The organism is Pedobacter miscanthi (genome assembly GCF_032678605.1).
GTDB classification, from domain to species: domain Bacteria; phylum Bacteroidota; class Bacteroidia; order Sphingobacteriales; family Sphingobacteriaceae; genus Pedobacter; species Pedobacter miscanthi_A.
The window spans coordinates 105,612-123,118 of record NZ_JAVTSU010000007.1 but is presented as its reverse complement, the minus strand read 5'-3'; the positions used below and the strand labels follow the sequence as shown (position 1 = coordinate 123,118).

At 44.0% G+C, this 17,507-nt stretch carries 12 protein-coding genes; 2 read left to right on the top strand and 10 right to left on the bottom strand.

What is annotated here, in order from left to right; translation table 11 throughout:
* Position 1: 1 nt before the first annotated feature.
* The 5 genes from R2R28_RS12200 to R2R28_RS12180 form a co-directional block, all read right to left on the bottom strand.
* Complete coding sequence (locus R2R28_RS12200; protein WP_316825967.1) at positions 2–1,213, bottom strand: DUF4374 domain-containing protein; 1,212 nt, start codon at positions 1,211–1,213, stop codon at positions 2–4.
* A 37-nt stretch (positions 1,214–1,250) separates the two neighbouring features.
* Entirely contained in the window at positions 1,251–3,608 is a 2,358-nt protein-coding gene (locus R2R28_RS12195; RefSeq protein WP_316825966.1) for a TonB-dependent receptor, read from the bottom strand.
* Between the two features lie 86 nt (positions 3,609–3,694).
* A complete protein-coding gene (locus R2R28_RS12190) occupies positions 3,695–4,381 on the bottom strand; it encodes a hypothetical protein (protein WP_316825965.1) in 687 nt (228 codons plus the stop codon).
* A gap of 122 nt (positions 4,382–4,503) precedes the next feature.
* Positions 4,504–5,616: a hypothetical protein gene (locus R2R28_RS12185; protein WP_316825964.1), complete on the bottom strand. Its 1,113-nt coding sequence runs from the start codon at positions 5,614–5,616 to the stop codon at positions 4,504–4,506.
* 80 nt (positions 5,617–5,696) lie between these two features.
* Positions 5,697–6,245: a sigma-70 family RNA polymerase sigma factor gene (locus R2R28_RS12180; RefSeq protein ID WP_316825963.1), complete on the bottom strand. Its 549-nt coding sequence runs from the start codon at positions 6,243–6,245 to the stop codon at positions 5,697–5,699.
* 814 nt (positions 6,246–7,059) lie between these two features.
* On the opposite strand from R2R28_RS12180, the gene R2R28_RS12175 reads away from it, so the two are divergent.
* Both R2R28_RS12175 and R2R28_RS12170 read left to right on the top strand, forming a co-directional pair.
* Positions 7,060–7,800: a LytTR family DNA-binding domain-containing protein gene (locus tag R2R28_RS12175; protein WP_316825962.1), complete on the top strand. Its 741-nt coding sequence runs from the start codon at positions 7,060–7,062 to the stop codon at positions 7,798–7,800.
* A gap of 235 nt (positions 7,801–8,035) precedes the next feature.
* Positions 8,036–9,121: a sensor histidine kinase gene (locus R2R28_RS12170; protein ID WP_316825961.1), complete on the top strand. Its 1,086-nt coding sequence runs from the start codon at positions 8,036–8,038 to the stop codon at positions 9,119–9,121.
* A gap of 282 nt (positions 9,122–9,403) precedes the next feature.
* Here R2R28_RS12170 and R2R28_RS12165 read toward each other — a convergent pair whose 3' ends face one another.
* From R2R28_RS12165 to R2R28_RS12145, 5 genes are all read right to left on the bottom strand, one after another.
* Positions 9,404–9,937: a sigma-70 family RNA polymerase sigma factor gene (locus R2R28_RS12165; RefSeq protein ID WP_316825960.1), complete on the bottom strand. Its 534-nt coding sequence runs from the start codon at positions 9,935–9,937 to the stop codon at positions 9,404–9,406.
* A gap of 340 nt (positions 9,938–10,277) precedes the next feature.
* Positions 10,278–11,279: a hypothetical protein gene (locus R2R28_RS12160; RefSeq protein ID WP_316825959.1), complete on the bottom strand. Its 1,002-nt coding sequence runs from the start codon at positions 11,277–11,279 to the stop codon at positions 10,278–10,280.
* Between the two features lie 1,044 nt (positions 11,280–12,323).
* Complete coding sequence (locus tag R2R28_RS12155) at positions 12,324–14,990, bottom strand: PQQ-dependent sugar dehydrogenase (RefSeq protein WP_316825958.1); 2,667 nt, start codon at positions 14,988–14,990, stop codon at positions 12,324–12,326.
* A 25-nt stretch (positions 14,991–15,015) separates the two neighbouring features.
* A complete protein-coding gene (locus tag R2R28_RS12150; protein ID WP_316825957.1) occupies positions 15,016–15,876 on the bottom strand; it encodes a sugar phosphate isomerase/epimerase in 861 nt (286 codons plus the stop codon).
* A 154-nt stretch (positions 15,877–16,030) separates the two neighbouring features.
* Complete coding sequence (locus tag R2R28_RS12145) at positions 16,031–17,494, bottom strand: RagB/SusD family nutrient uptake outer membrane protein (protein WP_316825956.1); 1,464 nt, start codon at positions 17,492–17,494, stop codon at positions 16,031–16,033.
* Positions 17,495–17,507 lie beyond the last annotated feature (13 nt).

Here is a 17,507-nt window from a genome sequence, read left to right as displayed (position 1 = left end):
GTTAGTTAAACCTTGAAATATAGTTCACGTTATCCACCCCTTTGATCTCAAGGCCTTTGGTCAGGCTTCCGCTAGCAATATCGTAGGTATAGACAAAATTCCCGCTTGTTGAAGAAGCTACGGCAATGTAAGCTTTACCGTTTTCAACCAATACAGGTGATGCGTGCACCACTTTACTCAATGGCAGATCGAGTTTGGTTTTTGTTTTGGCTACAACATCCACCAGGTAATATTCAAATACATCTGTTGCAAAATAGTCTTCAAAAGTTTTTAATAGTTCTGCCTTGCCCAGACGTGTGATCGCCTTGCCATTGCCCAGGTCCCAGAAGCCATAAAATTCCCTGTTGCCTGCACTGATTGCCGAAAGGTCAAAAAAGTAGCTGCTATCAAATGCATTCTCTCCAGCCTTAATTTTGTAAACAGCGCTAGGTTTATTTGGTGTTACCGCCCATCTGTCACCTGTGTTGGTCAACATATAAATATCACCGTTCAATAAAGCTGTTGAAGGGATCACACTTGAAAAAGATCCTGCGTAAGCAGAACGGGTATCAGAGCTGATCGTTAAATTGGTCATTGCCGGATAATCCACAGCAGCCAGGTAAGAAATATCATGTGAAGTCCACTCCGAGTTATAAACAGCATATGGGATATACAAACGGCTACCCCTTAATATACATCCGCTCAAATAGATTGCCTTATCCCCTGTTATCAGTCCCGTCAGGTTTAAACTTCCGCTTTTGGTTACCGACATATTGCCTGTATTTACAATATTGTAGCTCATCACATTATTAGGAGCAGAAGTGGTACCGTTCCATACGATCAGTGTTTCATCGTTCAACCAGTAAGAATATAAAGCACTTCCGGTAACTGCAACCTGCCCTGCGGAAGAAAGCAGACTGTTCTCATATTTATATTTGATCAGTGTTCCATTGGTAATGGTGTAATAATACCCCTTTTTGAAAAGGCGGGCCGCTCCGGTAATTTCCGCTCCCTTGCCCACGGCAGTAACAGAACCCGTGCCCAAAGTTCCAGCGGTAAGAAAATAAAGCGCTGATGGATTGGTCACCTCACCAACAATGGCAAAGGCATTCCCGTTCTGCGGCTCTCCCCCTGTTTCTTCCCCATCGGTGCTTTTTTTACAGGATGATACGGTTAAGGTTAGTGCAAGGGCGGCAAGGGCAAGTCGGTTTATGGCTTGAAATTTTGTTTTCATGATTAAAATTGATTGTTTGTATATGATAAGATTATAATTATTGGATGAAATAGCGCAGTTTGACCAGAAATGATCTTCCCGGTTTCTGCAGCCTGAAACTGTCATAGGCTGTCTGGTCAAAGATGTTGCGGCACTCCAGTGAAAGATTGTATCTTCCCTGATGGGTGGAATAAGTAAATGTCGCATTATGGATAAACTGTGTAGGGATACGGCTCTTACCGTCTGCAAAACCACGGCTCGGCCAGTTAAGATAGAACCAGTGGGTATACTGGCTGAACCAGTTGAACTGGATCCGGCTGTCTTTCCCCAAAATATCGTTTTTCCCTACGCCCAGATCGGCGTTTCCAAAAAGCCATGGCTGATTGGGAATGCGGTCTTCAAATACGGTGGAACTTTTGTCCGCGTTCAGGGCATCCATATAACTGGCATTGACCGTAAAAGAAAGCCAGTCTTTGTGACTGTACCTCAGCTCTCCATCAACACCGGAGATATTAACCTTTCCTATATTGGTGAAGGAAGAAAACACGCCCCCTGGCACAGCATTGATAAAATCAACAGCATTACGGTAAAAGCCCGATACCTCTGCAGAAATCCGGTGTTCGCCCATCTTATGGTTATAGTACAGGCCAAGGTTGATGTTATCGCTTTCTTCAGGTTTTAGCTGTGGATTGGCCAGTACGGTAATTCCATCGCCAAAGAGTTCTTCCACATCCGGCAGCCGGTAGGCATGTTCATAAGAGGCTTTGATGCCCGCATCCTCAGAAAACCGGTAGCGCGTAGCAATACCATAACCGTAATAGTTTTTGGTCTGGTCAGCTTCCTCTTTCGCATAGCCGCTACCATTGTAATATACCGCCGAGCGGATATAAGAGTGAATATTGTACTGCTTGGCAAAAACCGATGTAGTCAACCTGTCTCCAAAAAAACGGTTCTGGAAAGATAATCCCAGCACTCCCTTATCAAGTTTATTTGGAATATCCAGTGGATTTGAATCCTGATTTGCCCCGGTATAAGTATTGATCCCGGTCCTTTTACCGGCATTGAGCGAATAGTTCAGGCTCAATGCGTTCGAGGGATTGATGGAATAGGACAGATTCCCCCTGATGAGCGCAAACTCATTGGTATACTTAAAGATCGAAAAGGCACCCTGTTCGGCAAAATTCTTATCTACAGAGATCACATCGCCCAACCAGTTGTATTTTGCGGCAGAAGTATCGACTGTGGTCGATTTATCTTTTGCGTAGGAGGCAAAAAGGCTCAGGTCAAGCCCGTTGAAAAACAGGTCTTTTTTTCTGTATTTCAAGCTCGGCATCACAAAGTTGCCCGTAGAATTTACCCGGCCATAAACCAGGTCCTGTTGTGCACCGGTCTGCCTTTCTTTATACCCAGAAGAATAAAGCAGGCCAACAAGCAGCACATCGGCCCATTTTTTATCACGGAAACCAAACTCGGCCTGTCCCATTGCAGAACGATAAGCATCATGGAAGCGTCTGGCATCCCTGGTTACATTGCCTTCAGCCAGTCTGACCACCACGTCCTTCATCAGATAGTTGTTATCCGCATAATTATAAAATCCACTGGCATTAATGGTAAAACCAGATTTTGTATCGGTATAGCGCCCGCTTAATGCAGCCCTATGGGTATTAAAAGAACCAAAACCGTAACTGGCATCCAGATACTGTTTTACATGCTGATTGGTCACAATGTTCACCGCCCCGCCCAGTGCATCTGCACCAAGTTCGACAGGAACAACCCCTTTGTACACTTCTATCCTTTCGGCCAAGTTTACCGGGATATTGTTCAGCGACATCGAACTCCCAAAATTTTCCATAGGAATCCCGTCGATAAAAAACTTCACCTGTTTGCCCGATAGCCCATTGATCGAAAAATTAAAGTCAGACCCCAGTCCGCCGCTTTCCCTCACCCTGATCCCCGTACTCCTGCTCAAGACCTGGTTAAGGTCTGCAGTTGTATTGGCAAGGGCTTTGGTCTCGATTCCGGTCACATTGAATCCGCTCTCGGTGAGTTTCCTTTTTTCTGTTTTCCCGTTTACGTTCACCGTTTCCATGTCCCTGCTATCGCTGATGAGCACAACATCAAAAACATCCTGTCCGCCGGTGCCCTTAACTTCCACAGTCTGCTTTTTCAACTGATAACCTACCGCACTAACCTCGAGTGTGTAAAAACCGGCTTTATCAACCTTAAGCTCAAAGCTTCCGTCGGCAGCGCTGACTGTGCCGGCCTTTAACGAACGGATCATTATGGTAGCCCCTTCGATGGGCAACCGGTCATTTCCTTTTACTCTTCCGGGAATACGAAACTGGGTGCTTTGTGCATTGGAGAAGAAATTTACGGCACATAGAAGCCCCGTCAGCAGAATTTTATTAATTTGCATTGATTTTAATTGTCATACGTTAAAATTAACCCCGCCAGCGGGGACAGGCCGTACTGTTACCAGCAGTCCGGCCTATTTTATTTTCATTAGATCGACTTTAGGTCCTTATTGATCTGCATCGCAAGGTTCAAGGGCAAAAAGTCCTCCATATAGCGCTGGTCCACCACGATAATATCGGGCGAAATCCTGCTCATCTTCAAGGCCACATAAGTGACACCTTTCTTACATATAAAATTTTTGGGCGCCTTTCCGTTCTGTGAACAGTTGGAGGCAAAGTTCAGGCTGATATCCTTAACCGAATTGTTTTCGATCAGCATTACATCACAAAAAGTGACATTGCCCGATGAGTGTGCGATATTGGCGCTGATATTCCCTTTTGGAAGTGCGGTAAAAATAAGGCCGTCTATATTTTCCCTCTTCGAAACCCCTCCACTGAGGTTATTGATGAGCACCGTCCTTGAGCCGGCAGCATCAGGCTGGGCACCAAAATACAATGCTGCACAGATAAACAAAAGCGCAAAACCTCCGGCAACGACCAGACCGCTGTGCAACAGCCTTAATCTCCTGCGCTTTGAATCATGATGAACGGTCGATAGCTCGATAGCAGCCCAAAGTGACTGTTCCATTCTAAGCTCAGTCAATGCATCATGAGAAAAAACAGGCTCTTCTTCGCCTTCTTCCAGCCAGGCTGCAACCGCAGCAGATTCCTCCGCTGTGCATTCGCCCAGGTGGTACCTGCGAAAAGTATCTTTATTTATCGGGTATCTGACCATCTATCTTAACAGTCGCTTGTGGAAAGGTTTACCCCTACGCCTTATTAAGATTCTTTTTAAATAAAATATAAGCTACTGATAATCTGAAAGTTTAATTTAAGATAGACCTTAAATTGATCATTTTAGGAAGGCTGGAGCATTAAAAAGGAAGATAGCGGGGAAACCGCCCCGCGGATGGCAGGTCCTTTTCTCAGATTCCCTTTTTTGACATCAAAAACGTATATCCTGGATTCTCCCTGTTTTTCATTGACAATGAAACTGGCGTGCACTCCATCATAAAAACCGCTCGTACCCCATACGAAGTTGGGCTGAAGTCGGTCTTTAAGCAAAAGTTTCAGTGTTTTTCTTTTCACGTCAGCCAGATAATAATCACCTTTCCCTGTACTGGGAAAAGCGGTCGTCGAGAGGATCACCTGATTTCCACCGGCCTGCGTGATACCCAATAGATGCACTCCCCCCAGTTTTGAAGAAAGATCGAAAAAATAACTTGGATCAAAGCCCGACCTGCCGGCACCAATGCGATAAAAAGCCGTAGGGGCGGTGGGATGGTTGCCATGATAAAACACAGGCGAGGTGAGTATATACATTGCCCCGTCACCACCTTGGAAATAGTTGAACAGGCCGTTTACCCCTGCACCGGGGAAGGCCGATTTCGTATCTTTGGCCAGTGATAGCCGCTTTAAAGAGGGGTAATCCATCACCGCCAGATATGAGGTATCACTGCAATGGTCATAATCTTCACCGAAAGAACTATAACCCACATAAAACCGGTTCCCCTTTAAAACACCAAAGTTATCACTTGGATTTTGACCGCTGGCAACAGGCAATGCCAATTTCCCACGCCTGATTACCTTCATATCTTTGGTGTCCACCACTGCAAAAGAAGATATATTTTTCCTGCCACGCCCACTGATGTAAAGTTGATCGTGACCAATCATTGTGGTAAAAGAGATATATTCAAATTCTCCAAGTGTGAGCTTTCCCTTTTCGCTCAGCCCATCGAAAGAATAAGGATATTTCTCCAGCGTTCCGGTCTTTTTGTCCATACTTAGCAGAAAACTATCCTGCGGGATAACAGCTGATCCTAGACGCTCATTGATGGCCGTTCCCTGACCGGTATGCAACACAAGGGATGAATCCAGTGAATCAAACCAGATCATACTGTCATGTTCTCTGGAACCTTTTTCTCCATTGATCAGCAGCAGGTATTTTCCCTTTGTGGATTTCTTTTGCACGCCTGACCTACAGTTCACAATCAGGCTTGCAATCAGACATAAAAACAGAAGACGGTTACAATAACAGGATAGTCTGGGCTTCATTCATTTTTGTATTGGCCAAGCCTCTGGCGGATATAGGACATTGCCTTGGTGATCTGGCTCTCCACGGTTTTTTCTGAAACCAGTAAAGAAGCAGCGATCTCCCGGTTGTTCAACCCATCCTCACGGCTCAGCTTATAAATCAATCTGCAGCGCTCGGGCAACCGCTCTACCAGCACCTTAAGCTCTTGGGAGAGGAAACTGTAAGCAACCTGTTTTTCGGTTACCGATTCAGATTCCCGCACATAAAGCTGGGATTCCCCAAGGTTTCTCTCCTGCTGGATCTTTTCACGAAAGTAACCAGATATTTTGTATTTGATGGAACGGACCAGATATTTTTCAATGGAATCGGTAATGATGAGTTCTCCGCGCCTCTCCCATACCGAGCGGAAAAGGTCATGCACCAGGTCCTGGGCGATCTCACTGTCCCCGATCTTTTGATAGCAGAGGTAATAAAGTTTTTTCCAGAACTGTTTATAAATCAGCTCGAAAGTGTCACCATTTACACGGAGCACCTGCTTTTGATCTATTTTCTCTGCTTCAGACAATTTCCTGGATATTGAGCGGCAAAGTTAAAATTATTTAGATCAATTCCAAATAAACAGTTTACACATTCATAGACCAACAATTCATTCTGGTTCTCAATCCTACAGCATCTAAAAAAAAATAAAGTGGGATATCTAAAAATACTAATCTATAATCATGTAGTACCAACCTTATTTATTTCTTCCTGCCAAGCTGGATCAGAAAACCTGTTAAGCTGGAAGAGCGCCTTTTAAAAGGGATCCAAAATGGAAGTGAGTGAGTAAAACTTTAAAGATCTGGCGGACCAAACGGTCAGCTACCTATGGGCATGTTGCCAAAATTGCTATATTGATCTGCTTTTGTATTGCCACAAAAAAACAGGATAATATTCCATTGGTCAGAAATCTTCCCTGTCAGGGACAGACGCGGCATCCTTTTGGAACAAAAGATACAGCAGATGGCCCGGCCCGCAGGGGACAGCCAAAACAGATACCAAAATATAACTCAGCGGATCAATTATAAAACAGTCTCAGTTATGCGCAGGCTATTACACAGGCTATTACACAGGCTTAGACCCTTCGCTGCAACAAAATATCAGACGGAAACTTAGCGCCAAAAAGAGTATAAATTTGAATTAGCTCCTTAAACAACCAGAATAACCTGGCTCCCAAATTCCTACACCGCATAAAATCCTCAAACCCTTCGTTAATCCTTTTGCCCATATTAATAACGATACGGATCGCATCATGCAAAAACTACATTCACCTATCATTGTTATTACAAAAACATTCCCACAAAGAATAATGACTACATTAGCTAATACCTAAACTAACTTATATGAAAAAGATCATCCCCTGTATCATCGTTGACGATGAGCACGGAGCAATCCGTACCATTGGAGACTATATCGGCAGGATGCCGAGGCTGGAACTCACCAACACCTATACCGATCCATTGGAAGCCCTGGCAGAAATGTCACAGCAAAAAATCCCGCACCTGATCTATTCCGACATTGACATGCCGTCATTCACAGGCATAAACCTTGCCGAAAGCCTGAGGGATAGCCCGCACCACATCATCTTTACCACCTCATACCCTGACTACGCCGTAAATGCTTTTGGCCTAAGGGTAAAAAACTACCTGCTCAAACCTTTTGACCTACCTGAATTTGCCAAAGGAACAGAAGCCGTGCTCAAGGAATTCTTCTCCCCGATCACGCTAGAGGAGGAAACAGATGATTCCTTCTTCCTGCGCACCGATCCCGAGAAGACCACACTCACCAGGGTTTTAAAAGATGACATCACCTACATCCAGGGGGCCAACAACAATGTTTACATCTATACGCAGGAAAACTATTACTCCGTCTACATGACCTTTACCGAAATTGAACAGAAACTCGCGGACAGTATAAACTTTTACCGTATCCAACGCTCCTACATTATCAACTCCGGCCATGTAAAAGCCATTTCGGGGAACATGGTAAACGCTGGCAAATACAACGTGCTCATGTCCCCCAATTACAACGCCAAGTTCTTGGACTGGGTCAACCGCATCTGGCTAAAGACGAAAAGAAAGTAACGCTACTGAACACCCGACTGGCTGGTATGAGAAGTCGTTATCAAGGTGATCGTCGTTGTAGTAGGATCTGTTGTAAGACGTTTACTACCTGAATTGGAGCGAAAAATAAACACTGTTTTTTTGCTCAGTCTAGGGCTGTTTTTTGTTTTCATGAAAGGAAACTAGCCCCCTAAAAACCCCTAAGAGACCGCCCGTGGCCAAATGAGGAATCCCCGTGGCCAAATCCCGAACCGACATGGAAAAAATAAAAAAATATATCCATCGTTACCGTCTGCACGTGATATTCTGGTTATGCTTTATAACCTATGAAACCCTTGCACTCTGGACGCTTACCGGAAAGTTTTCCAATAAGGGAAACTATATATTTCACTACATTATCAACATCGCATTATCATACCTTATCGCCGGTTGCATCCTACCCTGCACCGCGGGTGGAAACAAAAAAAAATATCCGATACTGCTACTGCTTATCTCGGCCGCAATGTTAACTTTTCTGACAATAAGCAATTTTACCGACCGGGTACTCGGAATGATGGCCGGCAAAGCTTTTTTTGGAGAATTTAAACTGGACCAGATCTTCGTTGGTGCCACAGTGTGGCGCGGAATATATTTCATGGGTATAGGTACTGCCCTGTTTTTTTACCGGAACAGCAAAAAAGCCGACAAGAAAGCCATTAAATTTGAGAAAGAAGCTATCCAGAAGGAGCTCAACGAACAGCAGCTTGCCCTGGAACTTGCGGTAGCCAAGAACGCCTACCTACGCGCCCAGATCAACCCGCACTTCATGCTAAGCACGCTAAGCTATATCCATGATCGCACCAGGCTCTCAGAGCCTAAGGCTGCACTGGCAGTCCTTTATCTGTCCAAACTGCTGCGTTATGCGCTTGCAAGCGAACGCGGACCAGAAAAAATACCGCTGCACATTGAAATAGAACAGGTCGGAAACCTGCTGAACCTTACCAGGATCAGGAAATCACAGACGCATATCAGTTTCATTTATGATCACAAAAACAGCGGAGCAGAAGTCATTCCCTTCATACTGTTGTCACTGGCAGAAAACATGCTCAAGCATGGCAACCTTAGCTTACCAGATGATCCAGGAGAGATAAAAGTATCAGCCCAAGGCAACACCCTACTGATCGAAACCAAAAACCTGATCAGTGCCGGCATCAATGATACCGGACTTCATACCGGACTTTCCAGCATAGAGCAAAGGTTGCAGCACAGTTATGGCAACCGCGCATCTTTTAGGTACGGAAGAGATGAAGGGGGGCATTTCATTACAACGGCAAACCTGCCATTGTATAATTTAGATACCTGATGCGCTCAGGGAGTATGCTTTTATATCCATTTTTCCCTATGTATAAATAAATAAACCTGGGGGAAGTGGTGTTCATAGTTCCTGTCACAGCCTGACCAGCGTGTACATGGATCGCCTGATTTTCAAAACAAGTATCCAGCAATGTAATACCCTTCATCAAATTGAGTTCATAATCCATTTTTATCTGGCCCGGACATGACCAATTTTAGGATGTAACCTAAAAACAAGCTTCTAAAGCGATAGGGCAGTTTGATAAAGTTTAACCAGATATGGCCTACCGGATTATTTATCTGCTCCATTAATCATATCCTTAAGCTTTTTCCTTGCTTTGTGCAGGTTGGATTTAGACGTTCCTACACTGATATTTAGACATTCTGCAACCTCTTCATGTGAATACCCATCAATTGCGAATAGATTAAATACGGCCTGGTATGCCCTTGGAAGCTTCCTGACCATCTCCAATAGATCAGAATAGTTTAAATTACTTTCACACTGGTTTACCTCATAAATATCATTGACCTGGTCCAGTTCGAGAAAATAAACGGAGTTGATATTTGCCCTATAATTATCGATGGAAACATTTATCATGATCCGTCTAAGCCATGTCCTAAAGCTCCTGGTATGATCAAACCGGTTGATATTGGTAAATATTTTTAGAAAGCCCAGATTGAGTACAGCGACCGCTTCCTCACGATTTTTGGTGTAGCGCTGACATATGCCAAGAGCGTAGCTATAAAAGTTTTTATAAATATATTGTTGTGATTTCCTGTCATTATTTTGGCATTTCTTAATAAACAACAATAATTCTTCTTCCATATTTGACTATTACAGTTTTACCCTTTTTACCATTGCGGACAAAACCTGTCAAAAGCAACCTCCCTTTATTATTTTTTATAAAGAACCATTGCCATCCAACTTTTATTTGCCAGGCAAATCCATTATCCCGCTTATTATTTTTTTTGCAATCGGAGGAAATGGAATTTCATCAGATATTCCACAAAAGAAATTATAGGTATGGCATCTTTTTCAAACGGGCGATTAAAGTGTTTACCTTATTTCCGGCCCTAAAGAAATGATGCCTGTTTTATAATTTTAAAACAGGCACCATTCTCACCAAAAAAAATAGAGCCCTGCCCCTGGATCAGGTATCCATTGTTTATCTATAACTGTTGAGCAGACTATTTTCTGCAGAACTTGTACGGTTAAACAAATATTCTTCGACAATTTTTCCGTTTCTCCATTTCGCAATGGTAACCAATGCACCGATGGTCTTCGCCGAGGTAGCTGCATTCGTGCTTGAGGTTAACCCGATTACCGCAGTCCAGTCTCCCTGGGCAATTTTAACGGGATGGGAGGTTACACCATCACCGGGCTGCAGAAAAGTAAAGACACGTTCCGCGTCAGCAGTATGTTTGTTCAGGCTGGTCGCGTTATTACCGCTCCATTCCACATAAACATTTTCGTCATGTGCACTATTGAACACCGACAGGTTACGCTGTGTCCAGCCTATAAAATCGAGGTTGTCAAAAGTCGTTAAATTTCTCTTCTCCGAATCATCCATGGCAATATAGGCTGCCAACCGCTCCCGGTCGGTTCCGGTTGGAGAAGTATAATTGGCAGAAGTATAGTTATTGGTAGTTGAATAAGATTTAAGGCGGCTGCTATCTGCCCCATCAGTCCGGCTAAATAAATATTCTTCGGTAATCTTGCCGTTTTTCCATTTCGCCACGGTAACCAGTGCAGTAAGCCTTTTGGTAAAACTACCTGCTACAGTTGATTGCGAAAGGGCCACAACAGCAGTCCACTGTCCATTTGCAATTCTAATAGGGTGCGCAATAACGCCATCCCCAATTGCGAGATAATTATAATAATTAAGTAGATCAGACTCGTGCTTGGCTAAATTATCAGCGTCAAAACCGCTCCATTCCACATGTACCTGGGCATCATGCATAGCTTCAAAGACGGGAAGGTTTCTTCCTGTAAAACCGACATAATCAAGTGAATCGAATTTTAACAGGTTGGAATTTTCTATTTTTTCTTCATCAAGATAGACTTTAAGGTCAGCATCTACTTCAGTCTGGTTAGATCTGTTTTTCTTGCAACCACTGATACAAACAATCAGTAGGACAATAACGGCGAGATTTGTTTTATTAATCATAAGTTCAGGTTTTTGTTTCCAATACTGCAAAGAACAAGAACTTTTCGCAGGTTGATTTAGCACTTTTCGTGCAATTTTTAATACTTTTATCGTACTTCAATATTGAAATATCTGCAACAGTGAAATAAAACCGATATGATTCCGCTGTTGGAAACGATAGCTGATTTCTTTAGGGCTTATGATATTTAAAGGAGGGACTGCCCACATCAGAGTAGAAGATCAAAAAGTAAAATTGAATCATATCTCCCCGAGCAGTACAAACTTCTACCGAAGCATCCATGCCGGCTCAGCTCCACCTTATCCACATCGAAAGAGGACAAAAAAAGTAACAGTTGGGTTCCTTTTTATCAGGATTACAAAAACAAGCGGCAAAAGAGAGAAGCAATGGTCAGAAGAACGAGAATGGTGGTGATATTGTTGTTATCAATCATAAGTACGGTTTTTTGTTTTCGCAATCGCAAAGAACACAAATTTTCAACAGATTGATTTAGCACTTTTCATGCATTTTCTGACACTTTTATTCTACTTAAACTTCTGAAATAATGCCGCGGTGAAAGTAAAATCTGCTATTTCATTGCGGAACAATATCTTGCTTCAATAAAACCTACGGTATTGATATTAGACTTGAAAGGGATTTCGCTGGACCAGAGCAGAAGATCAAAAAGGTAAAAAGAGGCAGGATCCGATCTATGGGACACCTACAGTCTGGTGTCGAAAACACCCTATTGATAAGTCTTTCGAAAGAACAATGCTTAATCCTATACTTTTCCACCAATATGGGCAATCTTAAGGTCCGGATTATCCTGTAACGTCAATACCCGCTTTGGTTACAGCTATAGGATCAGGGACACCGGAATTTCGCTTGTTGTTCCAGTAATTGATGCCTAAGATTTAAAGACAAATAGTTTGGCAACAAACTATGATTGACAAGTCCAATCAGGAGAAATGGCAACAGTTTGTTTTCTACTGCCATTTCCCTGGATATGGAAAAGATCTGTGATTTATCGGAATATGATCCGTTTCACGCGATCCTGTTTTCAGGAGTTATTTAATATCAAAATTGATCCCCTTGAGGTTGGACCCTTTCTCTAAAAAAACAAAGTAAATATCAAATACCCCTTTAATGTTGTCAAGACCGATAATATTTTCACCTTTCTTTTCAACTGTTGTACGCCCCAGTATTTTTCCCTGGGGTGAACCGGTGCGGATTTCCACTATACCATTCACATCACCCAGGATTTCAGCAGTTTTAAGTCCTGTGAGATCGAGTTTCCGCAAGAGCAGGTAAGCTCCATTCTCTGATGAAGTTGCTACAGACCTGTCGTTATTAAAGGTAAAGCCACTGTTGCCATTGCTTTCGTTTACAGGGACATAAGGGTTACGCAGCACCACAATGTTTTCAGAGAATTGCGGGGCAAGCTTTCCAACTCCTTTATCCCTATATGCTGCCCTGAAAATAAAACTGCCTTTATTGGCCGCATTGGCCGGAACATTTGTGGTATATGAACCTTTGACCGGCAGGTTATCTGGGGCAGTCTGTTTGTCTCCCAGACTTAGGATATATTTTACAATCGCATTGACCTCGCTTGGGGGCAAAGTGGCATGCGCGGGCATCATTGCATCTCCCCAGATACCCGATCCACCGTTGATTACTTTTTTTACCAGGCGCTCCTGTGCCCCTTTGTCACCTTTATACTTTATGGCAACCTGGGTAAATGGCGGGCCTAAAGATTTCGCGGTAAGATCATGACAGGCGCTACAGGTACTTTTTTTCATCAAAGCCCTTCCAATCTCAAACTGTGCAGCAGCATCAAAACGTTGCTGGTGCTGCGCGATCGTGGTCATGTCGTAACCCTCTGAGAGGTAATTTATGGATACTGAAACCTGCGAGGGGACAATCCGTTTATCTGCTAAACTTCCATCTTCGTTATCGCTTACCCCTACGGCATAAGAAATGGTGTTTCCCGGAAAGTAAAAGCTTGAATTTCCCTTTACAAAACCGAACTTCACTACAGGGGCTGCGTTACCGGCAGAAATTTCCACCGATTTACTGTTTTTTGCCCCCGAAGGATCGGTAACCGTTAATGTTGCCTTATAAACACCCGCAGCGGTAAGCTGTAATTCGGGATTTGCAGTTTTAAATACTGATTTAAGCCCTTTATCTTTCGTAATACGCCATTCGTATTTTAAAACATCACCGTCGTAGTCTTTTGTTCCGGCTGACGACAATTTAACTTTTAATGGTAAAGCACCTGAAACTTTATCGGCAGCCACCTGAACAACAGGCTTGCGGTTTCCGCCGTTATATTCTATTTTGATCAGTTCGGCTTCGGGGTTATCTTTAAAATAGCCATTGCCATATTCGAGTATATATAGACTTCCGTCAGGACCGAATTTCATATCAATAGGCCCCTTAAGGGTAAGTTCAGGCATAAAATGTTCCATAGACCTGTAATTCCCCTCCTCATCCATGGTGATAGCCAGGATCCACCCGCGGACCCAGTCGGTAATGAACCATTTGCCTTCGTAATAAACAGGAAAAACATTCCCGGCTCCTTTAAAATCGTTCTGATGGAATATCGGACCGCCCACGGCACTTCTTCCGCCACTGCCCATTAAGGGAAAATACTCACTAGCACCATAGGGATACCATACCAAAGAGGTTTCGGTTGGAGGTAGAACGGTCAGGCCGGTATTGTTGGGAGAGTTGTTCACCGGGCGGAGGGGATCGTAAAGATCGCCGGATTTTTTCGTCGCAAAATCATAATACCGGTACGGCAGGTTGTTACCGATAAAATAAGGCCAGCCAAAATTCCCTGCTTTTTTTGCCCTGTTAAATTCATCGTAAGATGCCGGTCCCCTCGATTCTGATGCGTTCGATCCATCAGGCCCCACTTCTCCCCAGTACAGCCAGTTGGTTTTGCTATCCAGGCTCATGCGCCAGGGGTTCCTGTTTCCCATTGTATATATTTCCGGTCTGGTTTTAGCGGTTCCCTTTGGAAAAAGGTTGCCCTCAGGGATCGTGTAAGTGCCGTCCGGTTCAGGGTGGATCCTTAAGATTTTGCCTCTCAGGTCATTCGTGTTCGAGGAAGACTTCTGTGCATCGCGCGCACTTTCACCCGCACGCTCATCGATAGGGGTAAAACCGTCAGAAGATCTTGAAAAAGTATTATCGCCCGTACTCAGCAGCAGGTTATTGTCTTTATCAAACAACATCCCCCCTCCCACATGGCAGCATTCCTCCCTTTGTACGGGTACTTTTAAAACCACCTTTGCCGATCCCATATCCAGTTTGGCACCGGCCCAGGTGTACCTGACCAAATTGTTGACCGATTCACTGCCCTTAACTGAATAATAGGTATATACCCAGCGGTTTTTAGCAAAATTGGGATCCAGTATAAGCCCCTGAAGCCCATCTTCCCCTTCTTCCCTTTTCCCGTTCTTATCTACATATTCTGTGCTCACCGGTATTTCGGCAATGATATCAAGATTTTTCGTGGTAGGATTGTAAACCTTTATTTTCCCTTTCCGCTCTGCATATAATACCCTGCCATCTTTTAATACCTGAAACTGCATCGGCTCCTCAAGCTTTTGTGCCAATACTATTTTGGTGAACCTGTTCATCTCCGGGCCGTGTCCGCTCTGCGCCCGGGCAGCAGAAGAGACAACTGTAATAGAGACAGCGAGCAGGAGGAATCTTTTAAAATTCATTGAAAACATTTTTTATTTTTTATGGTTAGGGTTTTTGAACAGACTGACGGAAGTAAGCTACACTCTTTGCGACATCATCCGTGTTATTATCCCAGTTGTATTCATATTCTGCAGAAATTATACCTTTAAATTTCTGTCTTTTTAATTCTTTTATCACTGCATCAATGTTGGTGGCACCGGTTCCCCAGTGTACATCATGTGCGTTTTCATCTGTTCCGTTCAGATCTTTGAGGTGCAGGTGCAATACATGGCCTTCCGCTTTTTTGATACACTCGAGCGGATCGAGGCCTGAATGTACCCAATGGCCAAGATCGGCACAAAGCCCCAGGCGTTTGCTTTTCCCTTTTATGGCATTTAAGATAATATCGGGGTTCCAATATCTGGAAGGCTTTGCGTGGTTGTGGATGGCCACATTGATTTTATATTTATCGCATAGATCAGAAAGCAACTGCATATCTTTTTCGTTGGGCTCGGCAGTAATGGTTTCAAGCCCCATTGCCTTGCCAAATTCGAATATCTTGATCCATTCCGCTTCACTATCTGCACCGATCACCCCAAATGCAGCCATTTTAACGTGGTGTTTGTTGAGCAGCTGAAGGACCTGTTTCCTTTTTGCAGGTTCCATATGGTAATCCATTTTCCCTTCAATGCCACCGCCTATTTCCTGTCCGGGATAGGCTTCAATATAATCCAGTTTGCAACTGGCGGTTTTGTCTACTGCCTCAAAAAAAGTAAAACGGTTAAAGGTAAAAGCCTGCGTACCGAGTTTCCAGCCAAAACGCTCTTCGGGACGGTCGGCTTTGGTGCTGTAGCCCACCGCAATGGTAAGCAAGATAAACCCCAGGCTGTAAACCAATAGGGACAGTTTGTTTCTGTAAAAATTCATGTTGTTTAGTTTGTGTGTTTAAAGATGATTATTAATTATTAGTTTTTTACTGGATTAGGGCAAACAGGAAATTAACCTATTTACCCTAACCAAAATATATAAATCAATCTGTCCAGAGGTACAAAACCCTCAAACAGATTCAGGATGACTTCCTTTAATATCCCGGATTCTGCACCAGAACACCGCCGCTTAACTGAATTTCGGTCAGAGGGATCGGTATGTGTTCATTTTTTCCCGCCGTGAAATTGGGCAGCAGGGCCGCGGCCCTTCCCGTTCTAACCAGTTCATAAAACCTGCGGTGTTCGCCGAGCGCGGTTTCCACCCGCATCTCGTGGTAAATATTGTTAAGCGTAACCGTACTGTAAGTGGGAAGTACCGTCTGATCGGTATTGCCGCCACTGTTTCTTGCCCTGGTCCTGATCTGGTTCACCAGATCTGTGGCATGCGGTATTGCGGCATTGTGGAAAGAAGCTTCTGCGGTCCATAACATGACCTGTGCCAGCCCGAATACCCTGTCGTTGGTCGGACCATCTCCTGCACCCCCCCCATTATTTGTGGGGATCTCACTAAGGGCAAGCCAGTATTTCCTGTTCCAGTAACCCGTTTCACTGCCACTTGTATTGGCCGTGGTTCCATCTGGCATGACCTGATTGTTAACAATGACCGTGGCTCCAAACCTTGGATCGCCTCTTTCAAATTCATCTACAAGGGATTTGGAAGGCACGGTAAATCCATAACCCCAGGTATTCCTCGGTGCATTGAACAAATTAAGCAGATTACCAACATTCCTGCCCGGAATTGTTGCATTATTTACCTCAAATATAGACTCAGGGCCAAATTCACCAGCCAGTGTCCAGATTTTCGTAACATCATCAGTCAGGTGGTACTCACCGGAAGAAATAATCAGATCCCCCAAAAGCTGGGCTTCAGGCCATTTTTTCTGCCACATGTAAGTTTCCAGTAGTAAGGCCTGGGCTGCTCCCTTAGTTGCCCTTCCTTTGTCTGCCGAAGCCTGTTTGCTATTTTCGGGCAGGTCGTTAATGGCAAGATTTGCATCTTTTTCGATCAATGCCAGAATATCCTTTTCTTCAGACTGTTTAATATTATATTCTCCATTGTCTATCGGCTCGGTAACCATGGGAATCCTGCCGAAAAGCCTCACCAGGTGCAGATAGTAATATGCGCGCAGAAAATAAGCCTCTGCAAGCAATCTGCTTTTCAAACTTTGGTCCATCTCAATCGAAGGCACTTTCTGTAATACCAGGTTCGCGAGATAAACCCCTTTATAATTATCCCTCCAGGCATTGAACACATATCCGTTATCGGCCCTGGCCGTAAATAGCTTAAGATCCTGGATCAGCCCCTGGTCAGAAGCACCGCCTCCGCCCTTGTTTGCATCATCGGCCATGATATCCCCAAAAGAAGTTGGTGAATATCCGCCATATGCCTGGTCTTTCAGCTGCCTATAGGCATCATTCACCGCGCGCACGGCATCATCACTGGTTTTATAAAAGTTACCCGTTGATAGGTGAGCAGTTGGTGTCTCATCAAGAAACTTCTTACATCCACCGAGGCTGAACATTAATACAGCACTCAGGATTAAATAGTAATATTTCATATTTCTTTATTCA